The 20,032-nt window shown below is 67.1% G+C and carries 17 protein-coding genes; 13 read left to right on the top strand and 4 right to left on the bottom strand.

Annotation, left to right across the window (positions count from 1 at the left end):
* Positions 1-199: 199 nt before the first annotated feature.
* On the bottom strand, positions 200-1,228 hold the full coding sequence (locus tag ACW18B_RS11665) for a LacI family DNA-binding transcriptional regulator (protein ID WP_492047219.1): 1,029 nt from the start codon (positions 1,226-1,228) through the stop codon (positions 200-202).
* A gap of 567 nt (positions 1,229-1,795) precedes the next feature.
* Here ACW18B_RS11665 and ACW18B_RS11660 point away from each other — a divergent pair.
* The gene (locus ACW18B_RS11660; RefSeq protein ID WP_492047218.1) at positions 1,796-4,078 is read left to right on the top strand and encodes a TonB-dependent receptor; all 2,283 of its coding nucleotides are present in this window, start codon (positions 1,796-1,798) and stop codon (positions 4,076-4,078) included.
* A 101-nt stretch (positions 4,079-4,179) separates the two neighbouring features.
* Here the strand turns inward: ACW18B_RS11660 and ACW18B_RS11655 are convergent, their stop codons facing one another.
* Both ACW18B_RS11655 and ACW18B_RS11650 read right to left on the bottom strand, forming a co-directional pair.
* Positions 4,180-5,736, bottom strand: coding sequence for an AMP-binding protein (locus ACW18B_RS11655; protein WP_492047217.1), 1,557 nt, complete (start codon positions 5,734-5,736; stop codon positions 4,180-4,182).
* A 119-nt stretch (positions 5,737-5,855) separates the two neighbouring features.
* Positions 5,856-6,320 (bottom strand): MarR family winged helix-turn-helix transcriptional regulator, encoded by a 465-nt coding sequence (locus ACW18B_RS11650; protein WP_492047216.1) that lies wholly within the window; start codon positions 6,318-6,320, stop codon positions 5,856-5,858.
* A 157-nt stretch (positions 6,321-6,477) separates the two neighbouring features.
* Between ACW18B_RS11650 and ACW18B_RS11645 the strand changes: the two genes are divergently transcribed.
* From ACW18B_RS11645 to mhpT, 3 genes are all read left to right on the top strand, one after another.
* Positions 6,478-7,938 carry an aldehyde dehydrogenase gene (locus tag ACW18B_RS11645; RefSeq protein ID WP_492047215.1) on the top strand — a complete coding sequence of 487 codons (1,461 nt, stop codon included), beginning with the start codon at positions 6,478-6,480 and terminating at the stop codon, positions 7,936-7,938.
* Between the two features lie 19 nt (positions 7,939-7,957).
* Complete coding sequence (locus ACW18B_RS11640; RefSeq protein ID WP_492047214.1) at positions 7,958-8,788, top strand: p-hydroxycinnamoyl CoA hydratase/lyase; 831 nt, start codon at positions 7,958-7,960, stop codon at positions 8,786-8,788.
* Between the two features lie 108 nt (positions 8,789-8,896).
* Positions 8,897-10,132, top strand: coding sequence for a 3-(3-hydroxy-phenyl)propionate transporter MhpT (mhpT, locus tag ACW18B_RS11635; protein WP_492047213.1), 1,236 nt, complete (start codon positions 8,897-8,899; stop codon positions 10,130-10,132).
* A 109-nt stretch (positions 10,133-10,241) separates the two neighbouring features.
* Here the strand turns inward: mhpT and ACW18B_RS11630 are convergent, their stop codons facing one another.
* Positions 10,242-11,093, bottom strand: coding sequence for a helix-turn-helix domain-containing protein (locus ACW18B_RS11630; protein WP_492047212.1), 852 nt, complete (start codon positions 11,091-11,093; stop codon positions 10,242-10,244).
* A gap of 218 nt (positions 11,094-11,311) precedes the next feature.
* Between ACW18B_RS11630 and pobA the strand changes: the two genes are divergently transcribed.
* From pobA to ACW18B_RS11585, 9 genes are read left to right on the top strand one after another with little or no spacing between them, the layout of a single operon-like run.
* Entirely contained in the window at positions 11,312-12,487 is a 1,176-nt protein-coding gene (gene pobA / locus ACW18B_RS11625; protein WP_492047211.1) for a 4-hydroxybenzoate 3-monooxygenase, read from the top strand.
* Between the two features lie 18 nt (positions 12,488-12,505).
* Positions 12,506-13,228, top strand: coding sequence for a CoA transferase subunit A (locus ACW18B_RS11620; RefSeq protein WP_492047210.1), 723 nt, complete (start codon positions 12,506-12,508; stop codon positions 13,226-13,228).
* The gene (locus tag ACW18B_RS11615) at positions 13,228-13,875 is read left to right on the top strand and encodes a CoA transferase subunit B (RefSeq protein WP_492047209.1); all 648 of its coding nucleotides are present in this window, start codon (positions 13,228-13,230) and stop codon (positions 13,873-13,875) included. Before ACW18B_RS11620 ends, ACW18B_RS11615 begins: the two co-directional genes overlap by 1 nt.
* Positions 13,872-15,071, top strand: coding sequence for a 3-oxoadipyl-CoA thiolase (gene pcaF / locus ACW18B_RS11610; protein ID WP_492047208.1), 1,200 nt, complete (start codon positions 13,872-13,874; stop codon positions 15,069-15,071). Before ACW18B_RS11615 ends, pcaF begins: the two co-directional genes overlap by 4 nt.
* A gap of 10 nt (positions 15,072-15,081) precedes the next feature.
* Positions 15,082-15,795 carry a protocatechuate 3,4-dioxygenase subunit beta gene (pcaH, locus tag ACW18B_RS11605; protein WP_492047207.1) on the top strand — a complete coding sequence of 238 codons (714 nt, stop codon included), beginning with the start codon at positions 15,082-15,084 and terminating at the stop codon, positions 15,793-15,795.
* Entirely contained in the window at positions 15,788-16,438 is a 651-nt protein-coding gene (gene pcaG, locus ACW18B_RS11600) for a protocatechuate 3,4-dioxygenase subunit alpha (RefSeq protein ID WP_492047206.1), read from the top strand. The genes pcaH and pcaG overlap by 8 nt, the downstream gene beginning before the upstream one ends.
* Positions 16,439-16,459: 21 nt before the next feature.
* Entirely contained in the window at positions 16,460-17,614 is a 1,155-nt protein-coding gene (gene pcaB, locus ACW18B_RS11595; protein WP_492047205.1) for a 3-carboxy-cis,cis-muconate cycloisomerase, read from the top strand.
* On the top strand, positions 17,614-18,810 hold the full coding sequence (gene pcaDC, locus ACW18B_RS11590; RefSeq protein WP_492047204.1) for a bifunctional 3-oxoadipate enol-lactonase/4-carboxymuconolactone decarboxylase PcaDC: 1,197 nt from the start codon (positions 17,614-17,616) through the stop codon (positions 18,808-18,810). Before pcaB ends, pcaDC begins: the two co-directional genes overlap by 1 nt.
* 41 nt (positions 18,811-18,851) lie before the next feature.
* Positions 18,852-19,919 carry a Rieske 2Fe-2S domain-containing protein gene (locus ACW18B_RS11585; RefSeq protein ID WP_492047203.1) on the top strand — a complete coding sequence of 356 codons (1,068 nt, stop codon included), beginning with the start codon at positions 18,852-18,854 and terminating at the stop codon, positions 19,917-19,919.
* The last annotated feature ends 113 nt before the right edge of the window (positions 19,920-20,032 follow it).

Here is a 20,032-nt window from a genome sequence, read left to right as displayed (position 1 = left end):
AGGCTTCGTGACGTCGCTTGGCCACGGTTGATCCGTAACGACAACGTTGTCGTAATTAGACATCACGCTACGACAACGTTGTCTATTGGATTTTCAGAAGACAACGCTGTCTAGAATTTTCAACTACTTAGGCGGGATTTGAGGGATAAAAAATTCTATATTTCCCCATAGAGTGGGAAAATTCATCGATCTCCGTCCGTCAGAGTTGGAGCGGATCCCCGGTCGATGCGCGCTCGACGATCTTGTAGTCAAGCTGACGGACGCGGGTTCGCCCCCGGAAGCGTTCGTCGCCGAAGCCCTCGATCAGCATTTCGGTCGCGGCATTGGCCATCTCGGCGACGGGATGGTGAACGGTTGTCAGTCGCGGCCAGGCGGAGGACGCCGAAGGACCATCGTCGAATCCCGCCACGGACAGATCTTGGGGAACCGACAGTCCCCGCTTGACGGCCGCCGCGAGCACGCCAAGCGCCATCTCGTCATTGGAGGCGAAAATCGCCGTGGGACGCTCCGGTAGCGACAGAAGCGCTTCGGCCGCATCGAATCCCGACAGGCTGTAGAAGCTGCCGGGCGCGATCCATTCAGGCCTGACCTGCGCGCCGCGCTCGGCCAGGGCGGCCAGATATCCCTCACGCCGGCGACGCGCTGATCCATGATCAGGCGGGCCGTCAATGAACGCGATCCGACGATGACCCAGGTCCCAGAGACGAGCGGTCATCGCGCGCGCGGCCTCTTTGTCATCCATGAAGACATAGGGCGAACGGTCAAAGTCATGGTCCGGCGCGATCCGAACATAGGCCAGCCGAGCGGCCTCGATCACCGCCAGAACCTCGGGATCGTCGCAAACCGGCGGAGGCAGGATCAGGCCATCGAACCGCCCTGCCCTGAGCACGCTTTCCAGTCCTTGGGGGCCGGCGCCGTCGGGGCTATCAACTTGCTCGACGACGAGATTGTACCCCGCCCGGCGACACGCCGCCATCGCGCCAGCCTGCACTTCGCCAACATAGTGATAAGCGCCGACCCGCAGGAAGATCAAGCCGATCAGATAGCTGCGACGGCTCGACAATGAGCGTGCGGAGACATTGGGGCGATAGCCCATCTGAACAATAGTATCCTCGACACGGGCGCGCGTCGCCGCGCCGACGCCATCCTCACGGTTGACCACTCGCGAGACCGTCTTGATCGAAACGCGCGCCGCCTTGGCGATATCGACGATGGTGATCTCACGCATGCGTCAGTTGAAACTTTCGAAGGAGTACTTTGGGCTAGCTGTCGTACCCGGCCAGCAACGCCATGACAACGCGGGCGGCGAGACATCGGGCGCGCAGGCCGGTCGGCGTTTTCGCCTTCCCCGTCGCCGGAGTTGAGGGAGGCAAACAGACCTCCAGATCCTCCGCGACGAGACCTCGCTGGCGCTGCGGGTCCGGCGCGAACTGGGCCCGCTATTCTCTGCACAGGCCCTTCAAGGGCTCGCGATAGGTTGGGGCCGTTGGTTCGTGAGGCCGCCGCGCAACTGGGTCCCTATCAGGCCTCGCCCCTGCAAAAAAAACTGAAGGAGCGCTTCGTCAACCTGCACCATTGTGTGCAGCACAGGGCAAACCTCCAGCGTGTGTCAAGGCGCGCCGTCCAGCGCCGTGCTTCTAAGGCAACACCGTTCTCCGAACGCTCTGCCTCCCGCCTCGACGCCATTGCACGATCGATGATGCGAAGTATAAATAATAGTTAGCAGGCATAATAGAATCTACAGCGACCAATCCCGATCAACGGGAACAAGGCAACGGCCTGCGGGAGGAAATGAATGTCCAGCAACAGGAACTATCGCCTGCTGGCCGGCGGATTGCTGAGCGTCAGCGCCGTCGCCCTGCAAGGAGCGGCCACGCCCGCAAACGCCCAAGCCCAGCAGCCGATCGCTCAGATCGAGGAGGTCGTGGTCACGGCCCGCCGCCGTGAGGAACGGTTGCAGGATGCCCCGGTGGCCGTCACCGCCCTGTCGGGCGACGCCCTGCAGGCGCGCGGGGTCGAGAGCGTCGACCAGATCGCCAAGTTCGCGCCCAGCATCCGCTTCGATGGGGCCGCAGCCCTGAGCGGCGGCAACTACAACGCCACGGTCTTCATCCGGGGCGTCGGCCAGAACGACTTTGCGATCTTCAGCGACCCCGGCGTGGGCGTCTATGTCGACGGTGTCTACTATGCCCGCTCGATCGGCGGCACGATGGACGCGTTCGACGTCAGCCGGATCGAAGTGCTGCGCGGTCCGCAAGGCACGCTGTTTGGCAAGAACACCATCGGGGGCGCGGTCGTGATTTCAACGGCCCAGCCTGGCGACGTCTTCGGCGGCAAGATCGAAGGTACGGTCGGCAGCCTGAACCGGCGCGACATCAAGGGCCATGTCGACGTCCCGCTAAGCGACAAGGTCGCCTTGCGCCTGTCGGCCGCCCGGCTGACCCGCGACGGCTACGGCAAGCGCCTGCTGACCGGCGAAGACCTGGGCGACCGCAACGCCACGGCGGCCCGGGCCCAGTTGCGCTGGCAAGCCTCCGACAACGTCGTCGTCGACCTGTCGGCGGACTACACCCGCGCCCGCGAACATTCCGCGCCGCAGAAGCTGTTGGTGATCGGCGCCGTCCCCGGTTTCGCCGTCGGTCCGTTCATGGGCAACTTCAACACCTATATCGCGCCGGGTCTTGGGATCACCGCCCCCAACGGCGCCAAGACCCTCAACACCTCGTTCCTGACCAATGATCCGTACACGACCTATGGCACAGGACCCAACGTCAATGACCTGGACCTGTGGGGGACCTCGGCGACTGTCAACTGGGAGCTTGGAGCCGTCACGTTCAAGAGCATCACCGCCGTGCGCGGCCTGAAGGCCACCTTCGCACGCGACGGCGACAACACGCCCTTCACCTTCCGCGAAACCTTCAACCACGACGTCCAGGCGCAATACAGCCAGGAATTCCAGTTCAGCGGCCAGTCGTTCGACGACAAGCTGACCTGGGTGACCGGAGCCTATGCGTTCCGGGAACGCGGCACGGATTCCGGCTTCGCCAAGCTGGCCCTGGGCCTGGCCCCCGGCGCCTCGCCGCCGCCTTACAGCCCGTCGGCGGCGGTCTATACCAAGGTGACCAGCACCACCTACGCCCTGTTCGCACAGGGCAGCTACAGCCTTACCGACCGGCTCAGCGCCACGGTCGGCGCGCGGGTAAACCGCGACGAGAAGGACTATGTTCTCGACCACCGCCGCATCCGCGACGGCGGGATCATCGCAAAGTTGGGCAAGGGCGGTTCGTGGGACTCGTTCACGCCGAAGCTGGGCCTGGAATTCAAGGCCACGCCAGACGTGCTGATCTATGCTTCGGCCGGCAAGGGCTTCAAGAGCGGCGGCTTCAACGCCCGACCGCTGAACGACGCCACTGAGGTCACCGAGTACCAGCCCGAGACTCTGCTGACCTATGAGGCCGGAACCAAGACCTCCTGGTTCGACCGTCGCCTGATCGTCAACCTGGCCGCCTATTTCAGCGATTACCAGGACATCCAGGTGACGGTGAACCAGACGCCGCGCAACTTCGTGGCCAACGCCGCGGCGGGTGAGGTCAAGGGTGTCGAACTGGAACTCCAGGCCCGTCCGACGACCAACTGGAGCTTCAATTTCGGCGGCGGCTATATGGACGCCAAATACACCGAGGTCGGCTCGGGCCTGGCCGCCGGCCAGGTGCTGCCGATCACCGTGGCCACCCACTTCGTCAAGGCTCCCAAATGGACAGCCAATGGCGGGGTCGAATACGCCCGCGAGCTGTCGATCGGCGGCCGCATGATCGCCCGCGTCGATTGGACCCACTACAGCACGATCTATAATGACGTGGCCAACGATCCCGACCTGACCCAGTCCGGTTACGATCTGTTCGGCGCGCGCATTGGTTACACCTCGGCCGACCAGCTTTGGCAGGTGGCCTTGTTCGGCTCCAACCTGTCAGACGAGCGCTACATGGTGTCGGGCAACGCCTCCAGCGGCTTTGGTCTGAAGGAAGCCAGCTTCGGCCGTCCGCGCGAATGGGGCCTCAGCCTGGGCCGAAAGTTCTAGAGCGCGCTGGAAGCCCAAGGACGCCGGCGGCCCCGATCCGGGGTCGCCGGTCGCCCTGCCCGCTCAGGCCGCCGCGGCGGCCTGGCCTCAAGCGATCCGGCTCATGACGCCAGAGAACCGGTCGCCGCGTCCCGCCAGGCCCGCAGAACATCCTTGCGCACCTTGCCCGAGCCGGTGCGCGGCAGGCCATCGGCGGCCAGAACGACCTGACGGGGCGCCTTGAAGCTGGCGATGCGCGCCCGGCAATGGACCAGGACGGCCTCCGACGTCAGGTCCGAGCCGGCCTTGGGCGTGACATAGGCGACGCCCACCTCGCCCCAACGCGGATCGGGAACACCGATGACGGCGACTTCCGACACCGCGTCCAACTCCAGGATCGCCGCCTCGACCTCGGCGGGATAGACGTTCTCTCCGCCGGAAATGAACATGTCCTTCCAGCGATCGACGAGATAGTAGAAGCCGTCGGCGTCGCGGCGGGCCGCGTCGCCGGTCTTCAGCCAGCCCGCCTCGAAGGCCTGGGCCGTCGCCTCCGGCTTGTTCCAATAGCCTGCGGTGACGTTGGCGCCCTTCAGCCAGATCTCGCCGACCTCTCCCTCGGAAACGTCGCGCCCCTCGCGATCGACCAACCGCAGCGCCACGCCCGGCGCCGGCACGCCCGCCGACCCGGCCTTGGCGCGCGGCGTGGAGAGGTCGCCCACCGGCATGCCCAGCACGGTGCCCGCCTCACTCATGCCGTAGCCGTCGATGATCATCACCCCGTCGTCCAGCCAGCGATGGATGGTGGCCGGGGCGATCGGGGCGCCGCCGGTGCACAGGGCGGTGAGACCCGACAGGTCGGCTTCAGCGTAGTCAGGAGTCTCACGCAGCATCTGGGCCATCTGCGGCACGCAGAAATAGTGGGTGACCCCCAGCGCCGGATCGGCCAGCCGCCGCACGGTCAGGGCCGGGTCAAAAATCCGCGAGATCAGCAGAACGCCGCCGACTTGTAAGGTGGTGCGTGAAATGGCGATCAGCCCCACCGTATGGAACATCGGCGTGTCGCACAGAAAGACGACCTCAGGTCCCACCCTGGCCGCGGCCGCATAGTTGGCCGCCGAATGATGGACGTTACTGGGCGAAATCATCACCCCCTTGGGCTTGCCCGTCGTACCAGAGGTGTAGAGCAGGATGGCCGGATCATCGGTCGCGACCGGCGCCGGGCGTGTCGGACGCGCCGGGGCCGCAGCCAGCAGGTCGGCGAACCCTTCGTCCAGGACCACTTGATCCAGGTTGAACCGCTGCAAGGCCGGCAGGGCGGACTCGAACTCGCGCTCAAGGATCAACAGACGCGGCGTGGCGTCCTCGACCAACACCGCCAACTCGGGTCCGGGCAGGCGCCAGTTGAGCGGCACGAAGACGGCGCCGATCCGATTGCAGGCGAAGTGGATCACCAGGACATCGGCGCTATTGCGCGCCAGCACCGCCACCCGCTCGCCACGAGGTTCCACCAGCCGCGCTTCCAGCCAGGCCGCGCAGCGATCGATACGGGCGTCGAATTGACCATAGGTCAGGCGAACGCCCGTCCCCAGGTCAAGGCAGGCCAGGCGGTCCGGCGTCGTCGCAGCGTGAATCGCGACGGAGTCGCGGTCGTCTTCGGGGGCGACCCGGTCATGGTCCATGTCCGCCGCGGCCGACCAGCCGCCTCCCTGACGAACGTCCTAACGGCGACCATCGCCCCGGCGTCCTTGGCAGCAGAACTAATTGTTATGGAACATACGTCAACCCCCAACGACCCTCGTTAGATCGCCGCGATCCGCTCCAGGGCGTCAATGAGCGCGGCCCGGTCCAGGCCCGTCAAAGCCGCGGAGACCTTGCGATCATGGCGACCGTGGGCCGCCCGGGCCCTGACCAACAGCGCTTCACCTTCCGGCGTCAGGGTCAGGGCGTAGGAGCGTCGATCGCCGGGCACCGCCCCGCGGCGCACCAGGCCCCGACCCTGGAGCTGATCGAGGATGGTCACCAGGTTTGGACGCTGGATCCGCAGGGCTTCGCCCACGGCCTGCTGCTTGAGACCCGGGCTGGCGTCGATCACCAGCAACACCGAGAAGTCGGTGGGGCGCAGGTCGAAAGGCTTCAACGCGGCGATCAGGTCCTTGAAGACCGCGACCTGGGCCAGACGCAGCAGGAAGCCAACCTGGGTCTCGAGTCCGCCAAGCGAAACGCCCGGCGGGGTCGGCTCAGGCCGCGGCACGCCAACACTCATTCACAAATCTCCAGCCAGCCTTCACGTCCCGCGCCCAAACAACCGTTCGAGAGAGCGAAGACAGTCAGTGACATACAAAAATTGTTATGGCACATATCAATCATCAACCGAGCCCGAGAGCCCGGACTCAGGGACCCCAGGAGTCGCAGTCTAGACCATGGCCGACGTAGCCCAAATCCTTCTGCTGATCGACAATCAGACCCGCCCTGCCCTTAATGGCGCAACGTTCGATCGCCTCGATCCGATCACCGGCGCCGTGGCCACCCGCGCCGCCGCCGCCAGTCCCGACGACGCCCGATCCGCCGTCGCGGCGGCGGCGGCCGCCTTCCCCGCCTGGTCGCAGACGGGCCCCAACGCCCGCCGCGCCCTGCTGTCGAAAGCCGCAGAGCGGCTTGAAGGCCTGGCCGACGCCTTCGTGGTCGCCATGCGCGACGAAATCGGCGCCACCGAGGGCTGGGCCCGTTTCAATGTCATGCTGGCCGCCGGCATGATCCGCGAGGCGGCCGCCATGACCACTCAGATCAGCGGCGAGGTCATCCCCTCCGACAAGCCCGGCTGCGTCGCTATGGCCGTGCGCCAGGCCGCCGGCGTGGTGGTGGGGATCGCCCCGTGGAACGCGCCGGTGATCCTGGGCGTGCGCGCGGTCGCCACGCCCCTGGCCTGCGGCAACACGGTGGTGCTGAAAGCCTCCGAGATCTGTCCACGCACCCACGCCCTGATCGCTCAGGCCTTCCAGGAAGCTGGCCTGCCGCCGGGCGTCGTCAACGCCATCACCAACGCTCCCGCCGACGCCGCGGCGGTCGTCGAAGCGCTGATCGCCGATCCGGCGGTCAAGCGGATCAATTTCACCGGCTCCACCAAGGTCGGCAAGATCATCGCCCGGCTGGGCGCCGAGCACATGAAGCCGGTCCTGCTGGAACTGGGCGGCAAGGCCCCGCTGCTGGTCCTGGACGACGCCGACCTGGATGAAGCGGTCAAGGCGGCCGCCTTCGGCGCCTTCATGAACCAGGGGCAGATCTGCATGTCGACGGAGCGGGTCGTGGTGGTCGAGGCCGTCGCCGACGCCTTCGTCGCCAAGTTCGCCGCCAAGGCCAAGACCCTGGTCGCGAGCGATCCGCGCGAAGGCCAGACCCCGCTTGGCGCCATGGTCGACAAGGCCGCCGCCCAGAAGGTCCAGCGCCTGATCGACGACGCCATCGCCAAGGGGGCGCGTCAGGTGGCTGGCGGCGCGGCGGACGGCGTCTTGATGTCGGCCGTCGTCCTGGACGGCGTCACCTCGGCGATGGAGATCTACGCCGAGGAGTCGTTTGGTCCATCGGTCAGCGTCATCCGGGTCAAAGACGAGGCCGAAGCAATCGCCGTGGCCAACGACAGCGAATACGGCCTGTCGGCCTCCGTCTTCACCAAGGATATCGCCCGCGGCCTGAGGGTCGCCAGGCAGATCCAGTCGGGCATCTGCCATGTCAATGGCCCCACGGTGCACGACGAAGCCCAGATGCCGTTCGGCGGCGTCAAGGCCAGCGGCTGGGGTCGCTTCGGCGGCAAGGCCGGAATCAACGAGTTTACCGACCTGCGCTGGATCACCTTCGAGACCCAGCCCGGTCATTTTCCCATCTGATCAGTCCAGGAATAACGAGATGTCCGACTACAACGGCGTGGTGAAGGTCGAGTTCGAGCAAGGCGTGGCCTGGGTGTCGCTCAACCGCCCAGACAAGCGCAACTGCATGAACCCAACCCTGAACGCCACCATGCACCAGGTCCTCGATGATCTCGAGATCGATGAGCGTTGCGGCGTTCTCGTGCTGACCGGCGAAGGCGACGCCTTCTCGGCCGGCATGGACCTCAAGGAATATTTCCGCGAAACCGAGGCCAAGGGCCATATGGCCATTCGGCGGGCCCAGCGCGACTCCTACGGCTGGTGGCGGCGGCTGCGCTGGTTCGAAAAGCCGACCATCGCCATGGTCAACGGCTGGTGCTTCGGCGGCGCCTTCGGCCCGCTCTACGCCTGCGATCTGGCCATCGCTGCCGACGAAGCCCAGTTTGGCCTCTCGGAGATCAACTGGGGCATCCTGCCCGGCGGCGGCGCCACCAAGGTGGTCACCGACCTGGTCAGCGCTCGGGACGCCATGTACCTGACCCTGACCGGCGCTCGCATCGACGGCAAGCGCGCCTCCGAGATCCGTCTGGTCAATGAGAGCGTCCCCTTGGCCCAGCTGCGCTCGCGCACGCGCGCCCTGGCCGACATCCTGCTCGAAAAGAACCCCGCCACGCTGAAGGCGGCCAAGGACGCCGTTCGCCGCGTCCAGACCATGACCTATGACGAAGCCGAGGACTATCTTGTCGTCCGGCAAGAGTCGTTGAACTATCTCGACAAATCGGACGGCCGCATCGAGGGCATCAAGCAGTTCATCGACGACAAGACCTACAAGCCGGGCTTGGCCAGCTACGTGCGTCCGACCGTCGACTGATCTTCGCCACGCTTTGGCGCGACGACGCCGGTCGGGCCTAAGGGGTCCGACCGGCGCAACAGGAACGTTAAGGCGGCAACAGTCCGCCAGCGTCAGGGAGACTAGCAGATGGCCAAGGCCGACCCATCCGCCGTGCGGGTTCCAGGAGGGACGGCGGCGATCATCGCCTGTTGCGCCCTGGCCCTGTTTGAAGGCTTTGATCTGCAGGCGGCCGGCGTGGCAGCGCCGCGCCTGGCTCCCGACCTGGGGCTTGGCCCCGAGGCGCTGGGCTGGTTCTTCAGCGTCAGCACCTTTGGCCTCATGTTCGGCGCGGCGATCGGCGGAAGGCTCTCGGACCGCTTCGGACGCAAGCCTGTTCTGGCGACGTCCGTTGTCCTGTTCGGCATCCTGTCGATCCTGACGGGCCTGGCGCAAACCGAGGCCCACCTGTTGACCGCCCGGTTCCTGACCGGCGTAGGCCTGGGCGGCGCCCTCCCCAACCTGATCGCCATTGTCGCCGAAAGCGCGGGCGAGCAAAGACGCAGCCGCGCCGTGGGCTTCCTCTATGCGGGCCTGCCCTGCGGCGGCGCCCTGGCCAGCCTGGTCAGCCTGGCCGGGGCCGAACCGTCGGACTGGCGGATGATCTTCTACATCGGCGGCGTGGGTCCGCTACTGATCTTGCTGGCGGCGTTCCGCCACTTGCCCGCCACCGCCCGGCCGCCGGTCGTCGCTGACGTCGCCGCCCCGCCGCGGCGCACCGGCTTCATCGAGGCCGCCTTCGGCGAGGGCCGGGCGCTGACCACCCTGCTATTGTGGACCGTCTTCTTGCTGGCCCTGCTGATCATGTATCTGCTGCTCAGCTGGCTGCCGTCGCTGCTGATCGGGCGGGGCCTGAGCCGGCCCGACGCCGGCCTGGTGCAGATGGCCTTCAACCTGGCGGGCGCCTTAGGCAGCGTGGCGGCGGGTTGGCTGATGGACCGGCGCAACTGGCGACTTGTGACCATCATCGGCGTCTTCGCCGCGGCGGCGGCCTCGGTGCTGGTGCTGGCCGATGCCCCGGCCTCGCTGATGATATCGCTGCTGGTGGGCGCGGCCCTGGGCGCCACCGTGTCGGGCGTGCAGTCGGTGGTGTACGGCCTGGCGCCGGGCTTCTACCCCCAGCGGCTGCGCGGGACCGGGGTGGGCGCGGCGGTGGTTATGGGCCGGCTGGGATCGGCGATGGGACCGCTCTTGGCCGGTGCGCTTCTGGCGACCGGACGCTCACCCGCGCAAGTGCTGCTCACCCTCCCCCCCGTGCTGGCGCTCGGCTGCGCACTCTGCGTTTGGCTGGCAAACCGCCCTGTAGCGCCGCCCGAAGGATCCTAACTCGGCGGAGCTGTTCAACGCGCCCGCGCCACGTTTCTCACAGGCTTGATCGGTCGATCCTGGTCGTTCTGTTCTTGGACACGCCACCCTCCCCGGCCGTTTATCGCCCTCAAAGACAGGCTGGTCCGGGGCCGGCTTCGCCCCTTTCCTCGGCGGGCTGAATCAGGCCGGTGTGCACAGCGCGGAAGGCGCGCGGCGATTGGCCGGCCGCCTTGCTGAACAACCGCGAGAAATAGGCTGGATCGGCGAAACCCAGATGGAACGCCACTTCAGCGACCGTCATGTTGGAATAAAGCAACGCGCGGCGCGCCTCGAGCATCAGGCGATCCTGGATCAGACGCATGGGCGGCGCGCCGGCGGTCTTGAGGCAAGCGTCCCGCAGGCGTGAGAGAGACACGCCCAGCTCCGAGGCATAGTCGTCCACGGTCGCGGCCGAGCGATAGCGCCGTTCGACGGCTTCGCGAAACCGCGCAACGAGTTGAGCCTGGGGCCCAAGAACGGTCGGCGCTTCTCGCATCGCGTGCCGCGAGCGGCGCAACAGGTCCACTAGCAGACCCAGAAGTTGGGCCTCGACGGCGGCGGCGTGGCCAGGGGCCTCCCAGACCAGTTCGCGCCCCAGCGCCGCCAGCCGATCGCCCAGAGGAAGATCGCCGAGGGGGACGCTGTGAGCGGTGCGAAAAACGGCCGACAGCTCGTGATCGCGCAGAACCAGGTCGCCGAGATAGGCTTTGGACAAGGTCAGGACCGACCCGACGGTCTCGGCCGTCCAGTTGAACCCATGCACCACACCGGCCGGAACGATGACCGCGCAAGGGGCCTCAAAGGCGATGACGCCATCATCGATGCTCATCCGGCCAGCGCCGGAGGCGACATGAAACACATGGCTGAGGTCGGCATGGGCGTGAGCGCGAATATTCCAGTCATTGGGGCGACTGCGATCGTCCAATGCTTCCAAATGCAAGAAGCGATGCCCCACCGCCTTCGGAGCCTCGCCGAACAGAAAAAAGCTAGGAACAAGAGCGGTCTGAGACATCGCAGGCCTTTTTTCGTCACTTATAGGGGGCGATGCACTTTCCGAGTTTTGTCCAACTTTTCCGACCCGCTGTCCATCGCCTTGCCGCCAGATCCGTCTAGCCTTGGCGGTAAGTCGCGAGGCAGCGACGCAGTGAGGACACCAGGATGCGCGCCCAAGTGGCCATCATAGGCGCGGGCCCCGCCGGCCTTCTCCTTGGACATCTTTTGAAGCAGGCCGGGGTCGAGGCCGTCATCCTTGAGCGCAGGGACCGCGACTATGTCGAGGGTCGCGTTCGCGCCGGCGTGTTGGAGCAGATCACTGTCGACCTCCTGGCGCGGCTGGGCCTGGACGCGCGCATGCGCCGCGAGGGCCTGATGCATGGCGGCACGAACCTGGCCAATGACGGCGACCTGTTCCGCATCGACATGGCCGCCTTGACTGGCGGCTCCACCGTCATGGTCTACGGCCAGCAAGAAGTGATGCGCGACCTGTTCGACGCTGCAGAAACGCGCGGCGTGCCGATCATTTTCAACGCTGACGATGTGTGCCTTCACGACATCGACGCCGACCACCCGTTCGTCACCTGGCGCGACGACGGCGTCGAGCGGCGGCTGGACTGCGACTTCATCGCCGGCTGCGACGGCTTCCACGGAGTCAGCCGCGCCGCGATCCCGCAGACGGTGCTGAAAACCTTCGAGCGGGTCTATCCCTTCGGCTGGCTGGGCATCCTGGCCGAGGTGCCGCCTTGCGACCACGAGTTGATCTACAGCAACCACGAGCGCGGCTTCGCTCTGGCCTCGATGCGCTCGCCGACCCGTAGCCGCTACTACATCCAGTGCGGCCTCGATGAGAAGATCGAGGACTGGAACGACGAGCGGTTCTGGGACGAGCTTTGCCTGCGCCTGGGCCCGGAGGCCGGCGCCAAGGTGACGCGCGGCCCCTCGTTCGAGAAGTCAATCGCCCCGCTGCGCAGCTTCGTCACCGAACCCATGCGCTACGGCCGGCTGTTCCTGGCCGGCGACGCGGCTCACATCGTGCCACCGACCGGCGCCAAGGGCTTGAACCTTGCGGCTTCCGACGTGGTCATGCTGTCCGAAGCCCTGGTCGAACACTACCAGCAGGGCTCGGACGCGGGGATCAACGGCTATTCGGCCCGCGCCCTGGCCCGGGTCTGGAAGGCCGAGCGCTTCTCCTGGTGGTTCACCAGCCTGACCCACCGCTTCCCCGACCAGGACGGTTTTGATCGGAAAATGCAGGTCGCCGAACTCGCCTACATCAAGGGCTCACGCGCCGCCCAGGTGACGCTGGCCGAAAATTATGTCGGCCTTCCGCTCGTTTAGGAGGCCCCGGAGTCAAAGATGAAGAGCAAGATCTATCCGAGCCCCGCTGCGGCCCTCGAGGGCGTCGTCTTCGACGGCATGACCCTGATGTCCGGCGGCTTTGGCTTGTCGGGCAATCCCGAAAGCCTGATCCCGGCCTTGAAGGATGCGGGCGTCAAGGGCCTGACGGTGATCAGCAACAACTGCGGCGCCGACGGCTTTGGCCTTTGGCAGCTGCTGAACAACGGCCAGATCAAGAAGATGATCAGCAGCTATGTCGGCGAGAACAAACTGTTCGAGCAGCTGTATCTGTCGGGCCAGCTGGAGCTGGAACTGAACCCGCAAGGCACCCTGGCCGAGCGCATCCGGGCCGGCGGCGCGGGCATCCCGGCCTTCTACACCAAGACCGGCGTCGGCACGGTGGTCGCCGAGGGCAAGCCTGTCGAGCGCTTCGAGGGCGATGACTATGTCCGCGAGACCTGGCTGCGGGCCGACGTCGCCATCGTCAAGGCCTGGAAGGCCGATCCCGAGGGCAACCTGATGTTCCGGATGACCGCTCGCAACTTCAACCCGGTGATGGCCACGGCCGGCAAGGTCACCATCGTCGAGGTCGAGGAAATCGTCGAGGCCGGCGAACTGGACGCCAACAGCATCCACACCCCGGGCATCTATGTCGACCGCATCGTCCTGAGCACGATCAACGAAAAACGCATCGAGAAGCTGACCACCCGTCCTCGTGAAGCGACTGGAGAGACCGTCTGATGGCCTGGACCCGCGACGAGATGGCCGCCCGCGCCGCCCGCGAACTGCAGGACGGCTTCTATGTGAACCTGGGCATCGGCATTCCGACCCTGGTGGCCAACCACATTCCCGAGGGCGTGCACGTCACCCTGCAATCCGAAAACGGGATGCTGGGCATGGGCCCCTTCCCCTATGAGGGCGAAGCCGACCCGGACCTGATCAACGCCGGCAAGCAGACGATCACCCAACTGCCGACCTCCAGCTTCTTTGACAGCGCCCAGAGCTTCGCGATGATCCGCGGCGGCCATGTCGATCTGACGGTGCTGGGAGCCATGGAAGTGGCCCAGAACGGCGACATCGCCAACTGGACGATCCCCGGCAAGATGGTCAAGGGCATGGGCGGCGCCATGGACCTGGTGGCCGGCGTCAAGCGCGTCATCGTGGTCATGGACCACGCCAACAAGGCCGGCGAGAGCAAGGTCCTCAAGCGCTGCGCCCTGCCCCTGACCGGCCAGGGCTGCGTCGACATGCTGATCACCGACCTGTGCGTCTTTGATCTCGACAGGAAGGGCGGCGGCCTGACCCTGCTCGAACTGGCGCCCGGCGTCACGCTCGACGAGGTCAAGGCCAAGACGGAAGCCGACTTCAACGCCGGGCCGTTCGCATGAGCGCCGCCTATATCTGCGACGGGATCCGCACCCCGTTTGGCCGCTATGGCGGAGGCCTGGCCAAGGTCCGCGCCGACGATCTGGCCGCCATACCGATCAAGGCCCTGATGGCCCGCAATCCCGGCCTCGACTGGAGCGCCGTGGACGAGGTGGTGCTGGGTTGCGCCAACCAGGCCGGCGAGGACAACCGCAACGTCGCCCGCATGGCCGCTCTGCTGGCTGGCCTGCCCGACAGCGTGCCGGGCGTCACCGTCAACCGCCTCTGCGCCTCGGGCCTGGAGGCCATCGGCTACGCCGCCCGCGCCGTTCTCTCGGACCAGGCGGATCTGGTGATCGCCGGCGGTGTCGAGAACATGAGCCGCGCGCCCTTCGTGATGGGCAAGGCCGACAGCGCCTTCTCGCGCGCGGCCAAGATCGAGGACACCACCATCGGCTGGCGCTTCGTCAATCCGGCGATGCAAAAGGCCTATGGCGTCGATTCCATGCCGGAGACCGCCGAGAACGTCGCCGCCGACTTTCAGGTCAACCGCGCCGATCAGGACGCCTTCGCCCTGCGCAGCCAGCAGCGCGCCGCCGCCGCCATCAAGGCCGGCTTCTTCGAGGGCGAGATCACCCCCGTCGAGATCCCCGGCAAGGCCGGTCCCACGATCGTCGATCGCGACGAGCACCCGCGCGAAACCACACTGGAGACCCTGGCCAAGCTGAAGCCCGTCGTCCGCGAAGGCGGCACGGTGACCGCCGGCAACGCCTCGGGCGTCAATGACGGCGCCGCGGCCCTGCTGATCGCCTCGGAAGACGCGGTCAAGCGCCATGGCCTAACGCCCCGCGCCCGTATCCTGGGCTATGCCACAGCGGGCGTCGCTCCACGCGTCATGGGCATCGGTCCAGTCCCCGCCACCCAGCGCCTGATGGCCCGCACGGGCCTGTCGATCACCGATTTCGACGTGGTCGAGCTGAACGAAGCCTTCGCCGCCCAGGGGCTGGCCGTTCTGCGCCAGCTGGGTCTGGCCGACGACGGGGCGCACGTGAACCCCAATGGCGGGGCCATAGCCCTGGGCCATCCGCTCGGCGCGTCCGGCGCCCGCCTGGCCCTGACGGCGCTGCGCCAACTGGAAGCTACCGGCGGCCGGCGCGCGCTCGCCACCCTGTGCATCGGCGTCGGCCAAGGCGCCGCGCTGGCGCTCGAACGCGTCTAGGAAACCCACAATGACCAGCCTGATTGGTTTCGCGCGGGAAGACCAAGGTCAGCCGCCGTCGCTCTATCCCGACTACAGGTCGACCGTGGCCCGCTCGCCGCGCCAGCCCTTGATCAAGATCCCCCAGACCTTGACCGAGACCACTGGTCCGAACGCGAACTGGGAGCGGCTGATGGGCGGGTCCATGGCCGACCTGACCACCCAGCACAAGGCCATGCCGCAAGGCCAGAGGATCGTGGTGTCCGGCCGGGTGCTGGACGAGCGCGGCCGCCCGGTTCCCAACACGGTGATGGAAATCTGGCAGGCCAACGCCGCCGGTCGCTACATCCACAAGAAGGACCAGTGGGACGCCCCGCACGATCCCAACTTCACCGGCGCGGGTCGGGTGATCACCGACGCCGAGGGCCGCTACCAGTACGTGACCGTGCGTCCCGGAGCCTATCCCTGGGGTAACCACAAGAACGCGTGGCGCCCCTCCCACATCCACCTGTCGCTGCTAGGCCCGGCCTTCGCCACGCGCCTGATCACCCAGATGTACTTCCCGGACGATCCGCTGATCGAGATCGACCCCATCGCCAACGCCGTACCCATGCCCTTCCGCCAGCGCATGGTCTCGCGGTTCGACATCGAGACCACCCGGCCCAACTGGGCGCTGGGCTACCTGTTCGACGTGGTCCTGCGCGGCCCTGACGCCACGCCGATGGAAGACAATCACCATGACTGAGCAGATCAATCCCGTCCCACGCCTCGACAACCAGGACGCCGGCCTGTTTGGCCAGACGCCGTGGCAGACCGTGGGGCCCTTCTTCCACTACGGCCTGGCCTGGAAGGGCGGCGCGGACCTGGTCGGCGTCTCCGAAATCGGCGCCCGGCCGGAGTTGTTTCCCGAGGAACACTATGTGCTGAACCAGCCCTCGCCCAAGAGCGCCATCGAGGGCGAGGTCATCACCCTTGAGGGCGCGGTGCTGGACGCGGCCGGCGCGCCGGTCGTCGACGCCATGATCGAGATCTGGCAGGCCGACGCCGCAGGGCGCTATGGCGACGGAAGCAGCAACACCGGCTTTATCGGCTTTGGTCGATCCTCGACCGACGAGAACGGCGTCTATCGCTTCCGTACGATCCGCCCGGGCCGGGTGGACGGGGCCCAGGCCCCGCACATCGCGGTCGGCGTGTTTGGTCGCGGGCTACTCAAGCGCCTGGTCACCCGGGCCTATTTCGACGGCGAAGCGGCCAATGCCAGCGACCCGATCCTGGTCCTCGTTCCGGCCGAACGCCGAGACACCCTGATCGCCAAGCCCGTTGGAGAGGCCTGGCGCTTCGACATCGTCTTGCAAGGCGAGGCCGAAACCGTCTTCTTCGAAATCTGACGGTCTTTGGAGGAGTCGCCCTTGTCCTGCCTGATCCGCGCCCGCGCGGGATCCACCGACGCCATGCTGGCGGTCTTCGGCGACGAAAACCTGCTGCGCGCGGCGCTGCGGTTCGAGGCGGGTCTAGCCCAGGCCCAGGCCCAGGCGGGCCTGATCGCGTCGGAGGACGCCGAGGCCATAGCGGCGGTCTGCGTCGCCCTGCCCAATATTGAGGATCTGGCCGAGGCTGCGGCTCATGCGGGAACCCTGGCCATTCCGCTGGTGGCCCTGCTGCGCGAACGCTTGGCGGCCGTCTCGCCCCGCGCCGCAAGCCTGCTCCACAAGGGCGCCACCAGCCAGGACCTGGCCGACACCGCCCTGATGCTGCAGGCCCAGGCCGGCGTGGCCCTGATCCGCGAGGAGACCGGGCGAATGGTCACGGCGCTGGTCGCCCTGACCCAGACCCATGCGGCCACGCCGATGCTGGGTCGCACCCTGCTGCAAGGCGCCCTGCCGATCACCTTTGGCCTGAAGACCGCCGGCTGGCTGCAGGGGGTCGTCGACGCCCTCGCCCGCTTCGAGCGCGAGACCGCCGCCATCCAGTTGCAGTTGGGCGGCGCCACCGGATCCCTGGCGGGTCTGGACGGCAAGGCCATCGAGGTCACCGAGCGCCTGGCGACGATCCTGGGCCTGCCCGCCGCCGTCACGCCCTGGCACGCCCGCCGCGATGGCTTGGCGGGCCTGGCCTCGGCCCTGGCCATCCTGACTGGCGCGGTCGGCAAGATCGCCGGCGACGTCGCCCTTCTGGCCCAGAACGAGGTTGCCGAAGCCTTCGAGCCGCGCGTCGCGGGCCGGGGCGGCTCGTCGGCCATGGCTCACAAGCGTAACCCCACCGGCTGCCAGACGGCGCTGACAGCGGCGATCCGCGCGCCGCACCTTGCCGCCACGGTCCTTTCGGCCCTGCCCCAGCAACACGAACGCGGTCTGGGTGGCTGGCAGGCGGAAGGCCCGGTGCTGGCCGACCTCTTCCAGCTCACCCACGGCGCCTTGGCGGCCATGGCCCCGGTTGTCGAGGGGCTGGAGGTCGACAACGCCCGCATGGCCGCCAATCTCGCCGCCGCCGGCGTCGGGACCGACACCGGCGAGTCCGAAGCGCTGGTCGCCCGCGTGCTCACCCATCTTGAAAAGGATCGCTGATGGCTTTCGCCAACCACGACGGCGCGCGGATCTACTGGCGGCTGGACGGCGCAGCCGACAAGCCGGCCCTGGTGCTGCTGACCTCCATTGGCACGGACATGGGGCTGTACGACGCCGCCGCCCCGCTGCTGCTGGCCGACTTCCGCCTGCTGCGCGTCGACACGCGGGGCCATGGCGCATCTGACGCCCCGGCCGGCGACTACACGCTGGACCAGCTGGCCGGCGACGTGCTGGCGGCGATGGACGCGGCGGGCCTGGCCACGGCCAGCCTCGTGGGCACCTCGCTGGGCGGCATGGTCGCCATGGCCTTGGCCCTCAAAGCACCCGAGCGGGTCGAGGGTCTCGTCCTGGCCTGCACCTCGGCGGCCATGGACGTCGCGGCCTGGACCGCCCGCATCGCCACCGTCCGCGCCGAAGGCCTGGCCGCGATCACCGAGATGTCCCTGGGCCGGTTCTTCTCCGAGCCCTTCCGGAGCCAGCATCCCGCCACGGTCGAGACCGTGCGCGCCGGCCTGCTGGCCATGAGCCCCGACGGCTACAGCGGCTGCGGCGCCGCGATCCGCGACATGGACCTCCTCGCGCGGATTTCCGCCGTCACCGCCCCCACCCTGGTGATCGGCGGGCTGAAGGACGTCTCGACGCCGTTCGAGGGGCATAGCGACCGGATCGTGGCGGCCATCCCGGGCGCGATCTCGGCGATGCTCGACACCGCCCACCTGCCCAGCCTGGAGGCCCCCACCGCCTTCGCCGGCGCGGTGCGCGGCTTTCTGGCCAGGACCCGCAACGGCCCGAGCGTCAGCGAGGCGGCGAACGTCCTGTTCGAGGCCGGCCTGATCAATCGCCGCAAGGTGCTGGGCGACGCCTGGGTCGACCAGTCGCTGGCCAAGCGCACGACCTTCACCGCCGACTATCAGGCGATGATCACCCGCTACGCCTGGAACGAAGTCTGGGGTCGTCCTGGCCTTGACCATCGCACCCGTCGACTGCTGGTCCTGGCCATCTGCGCCAGCCTGGCGCGATGGGAGGAGTTTCGCCTGCATGTGCGCGCCGGCCTGCAGCAGGGCGGTTTCACCCAGGACGAGCTCAAGGAGGTGCTGATGCAGACCGCAATCTATGCCGGCGTGCCGGCCGCCAACACCGCCTTCACCGAAGCCGCCGAGGTCATCGCCGCGCTCGCCGCCGATCACAGCAGCTAACGATGGTCCAAACCTGAAAGGTCTACGCCGTGAGAGAAACTATGGCCTCGGAAAACCCTGCATCATCGAAAAAGACGTGGCCCAGGAACGCCTGGTACGCAGCCTGCAAGCCCGAGGAGATCGCCGGCAAGCCCCTGGGTCGCAAGATCTGCGGCGAACCCATGGTCTTCTTCCGGGGCCGGGACGAGCAGGCGACGGCGCTCGAGGATTTCTGCCCACACCGCGGTGCGCCGTTGTCTCTGGGCTTCGTGCGCGACGGCCAACTGGTCTGCGGCTATCACGGCCTCACGCTTGGCTGCGACGGGCGGGCGGCCAGCATGCCTGGCCAGCGCGTGACCAGCTTCCCGACAGCGCGGGCCTTTCCGACCGTCGAGCGCTACGGATTCGTCTGGGTCTGGCCGGGGGACCCCGCCCTGGCCGATCCCGCCAAGTTGCCGGCCCTGGCCTGGGCCGATAGTCCCGACTGGGCCTATGGCGGCGGGCTCTATCACATCGCCTGCGACTATCGGCTGATGATCGACAATCTCATGGACCTGACCCACGAGACCTATGTTCACGCCAGCAGCATCGGGCAAAAGGAGATCGACGAAGCTCCGGTGAACACCACTGTCGAGATCGACGAAGTGATCACCAGCCGTCACATGGAAGCCATAACCGCGCCGCCATTCTGGCGGATGGCGCTCCGTGGCGCGGGGCTGGACGAGCATGCCATCGTCGATCGCTGGCAGATCTGCCGCTTCTCCCTGCCCAGCCACGTGATGATCGAGGTCGGCGTCGCCCTGGCCGGCCACGGCGGCTATAACGCAGATCAGGCGGTCAAGGCCTCGAGCATCGTCGTCGACTTCATCACCCCTGAGACGGAAACCTCGCACTGGTACTTCTGGGGCATGGCGCGCAACTTCGCCGCCGGCGACGCCGACCTGACAGCCACCATCCGCGACGGCCAGGGCAAGATCTTCAGCGAGGACCTCAGCATGCTGGAGCGACAGCAGGAGAACCTGTCGCGCGCTCCGGAGCGGCGGCTCCTGACCCTCAACATCGACGCCGGCGGCGCCCATTCGCGACGAATGATCCAGACGGCCATAGCCGCCGAAATACCGACCGGCTGAAACCGCCTGCGCCGCTTCACCCCGCAGGTTGACGAAAGGCGAGCCCCAGAACGGGCGCTCCCGTGCGTTGAAGGGCTTGGGCACGAAGGGATCGGCGTCACCCTGGACTTCCG

The sequence above is a fragment of the Caulobacter sp. FV2ps19 genome, from assembly GCF_058681035.1.
The sequence above is the reverse complement of the archived record's forward strand: the minus strand, read 5'-3'. Positions and strand labels throughout refer to the sequence as shown.

What these genes read in the sequence shown, in the direction of transcription:
- ACW18B_RS11640 (WP_492047214.1), top strand. Translation starts at nt 7,958, where the DNA reads ATGTCCGACTACAACGGCGTGGTGAAGGTCGAGTTCGAGCAAGGCGTG.
- ACW18B_RS11585 (WP_492047203.1), top strand. Translation starts at nt 18,852, where the DNA reads ATGGCCTCGGAAAACCCTGCATCATCGAAAAAGACGTGGCCCAGGAAC.
- mhpT (WP_492047213.1), top strand. Translation starts at nt 8,897, where the DNA reads ATGGCCAAGGCCGACCCATCCGCCGTGCGGGTTCCAGGAGGGACGGCG.
- ACW18B_RS11660 (WP_492047218.1), top strand. Translation starts at nt 1,796, where the DNA reads ATGTCCAGCAACAGGAACTATCGCCTGCTGGCCGGCGGATTGCTGAGC.
- ACW18B_RS11650 (WP_492047216.1), bottom strand. Translation starts at nt 6,320, where the DNA reads ATGAGTGTTGGCGTGCCGCGGCCTGAGCCGACCCCGCCGGGCGTTTCG.
- ACW18B_RS11665 (WP_492047219.1), bottom strand. Translation starts at nt 1,228, where the DNA reads ATGCGTGAGATCACCATCGTCGATATCGCCAAGGCGGCGCGCGTTTCG.
- ACW18B_RS11655 (WP_492047217.1), bottom strand. Translation starts at nt 5,736, where the DNA reads ATGGACCATGACCGGGTCGCCCCCGAAGACGACCGCGACTCCGTCGCG.
- ACW18B_RS11620 (WP_492047210.1), top strand. Translation starts at nt 12,506, where the DNA reads ATGAAGAGCAAGATCTATCCGAGCCCCGCTGCGGCCCTCGAGGGCGTC.
- pobA (WP_492047211.1), top strand. Translation starts at nt 11,312, where the DNA reads ATGCGCGCCCAAGTGGCCATCATAGGCGCGGGCCCCGCCGGCCTTCTC.
- pcaH (WP_492047207.1), top strand. Translation starts at nt 15,082, where the DNA reads ATGACCAGCCTGATTGGTTTCGCGCGGGAAGACCAAGGTCAGCCGCCG.
- pcaG (WP_492047206.1), top strand. Translation starts at nt 15,788, where the DNA reads ATGACTGAGCAGATCAATCCCGTCCCACGCCTCGACAACCAGGACGCC.
- ACW18B_RS11615 (WP_492047209.1), top strand. Translation starts at nt 13,228, where the DNA reads ATGGCCTGGACCCGCGACGAGATGGCCGCCCGCGCCGCCCGCGAACTG.
- ACW18B_RS11645 (WP_492047215.1), top strand. Translation starts at nt 6,478, where the DNA reads ATGGCCGACGTAGCCCAAATCCTTCTGCTGATCGACAATCAGACCCGC.
- pcaDC (WP_492047204.1), top strand. Translation starts at nt 17,614, where the DNA reads ATGGCTTTCGCCAACCACGACGGCGCGCGGATCTACTGGCGGCTGGAC.
- pcaF (WP_492047208.1), top strand. Translation starts at nt 13,872, where the DNA reads ATGAGCGCCGCCTATATCTGCGACGGGATCCGCACCCCGTTTGGCCGC.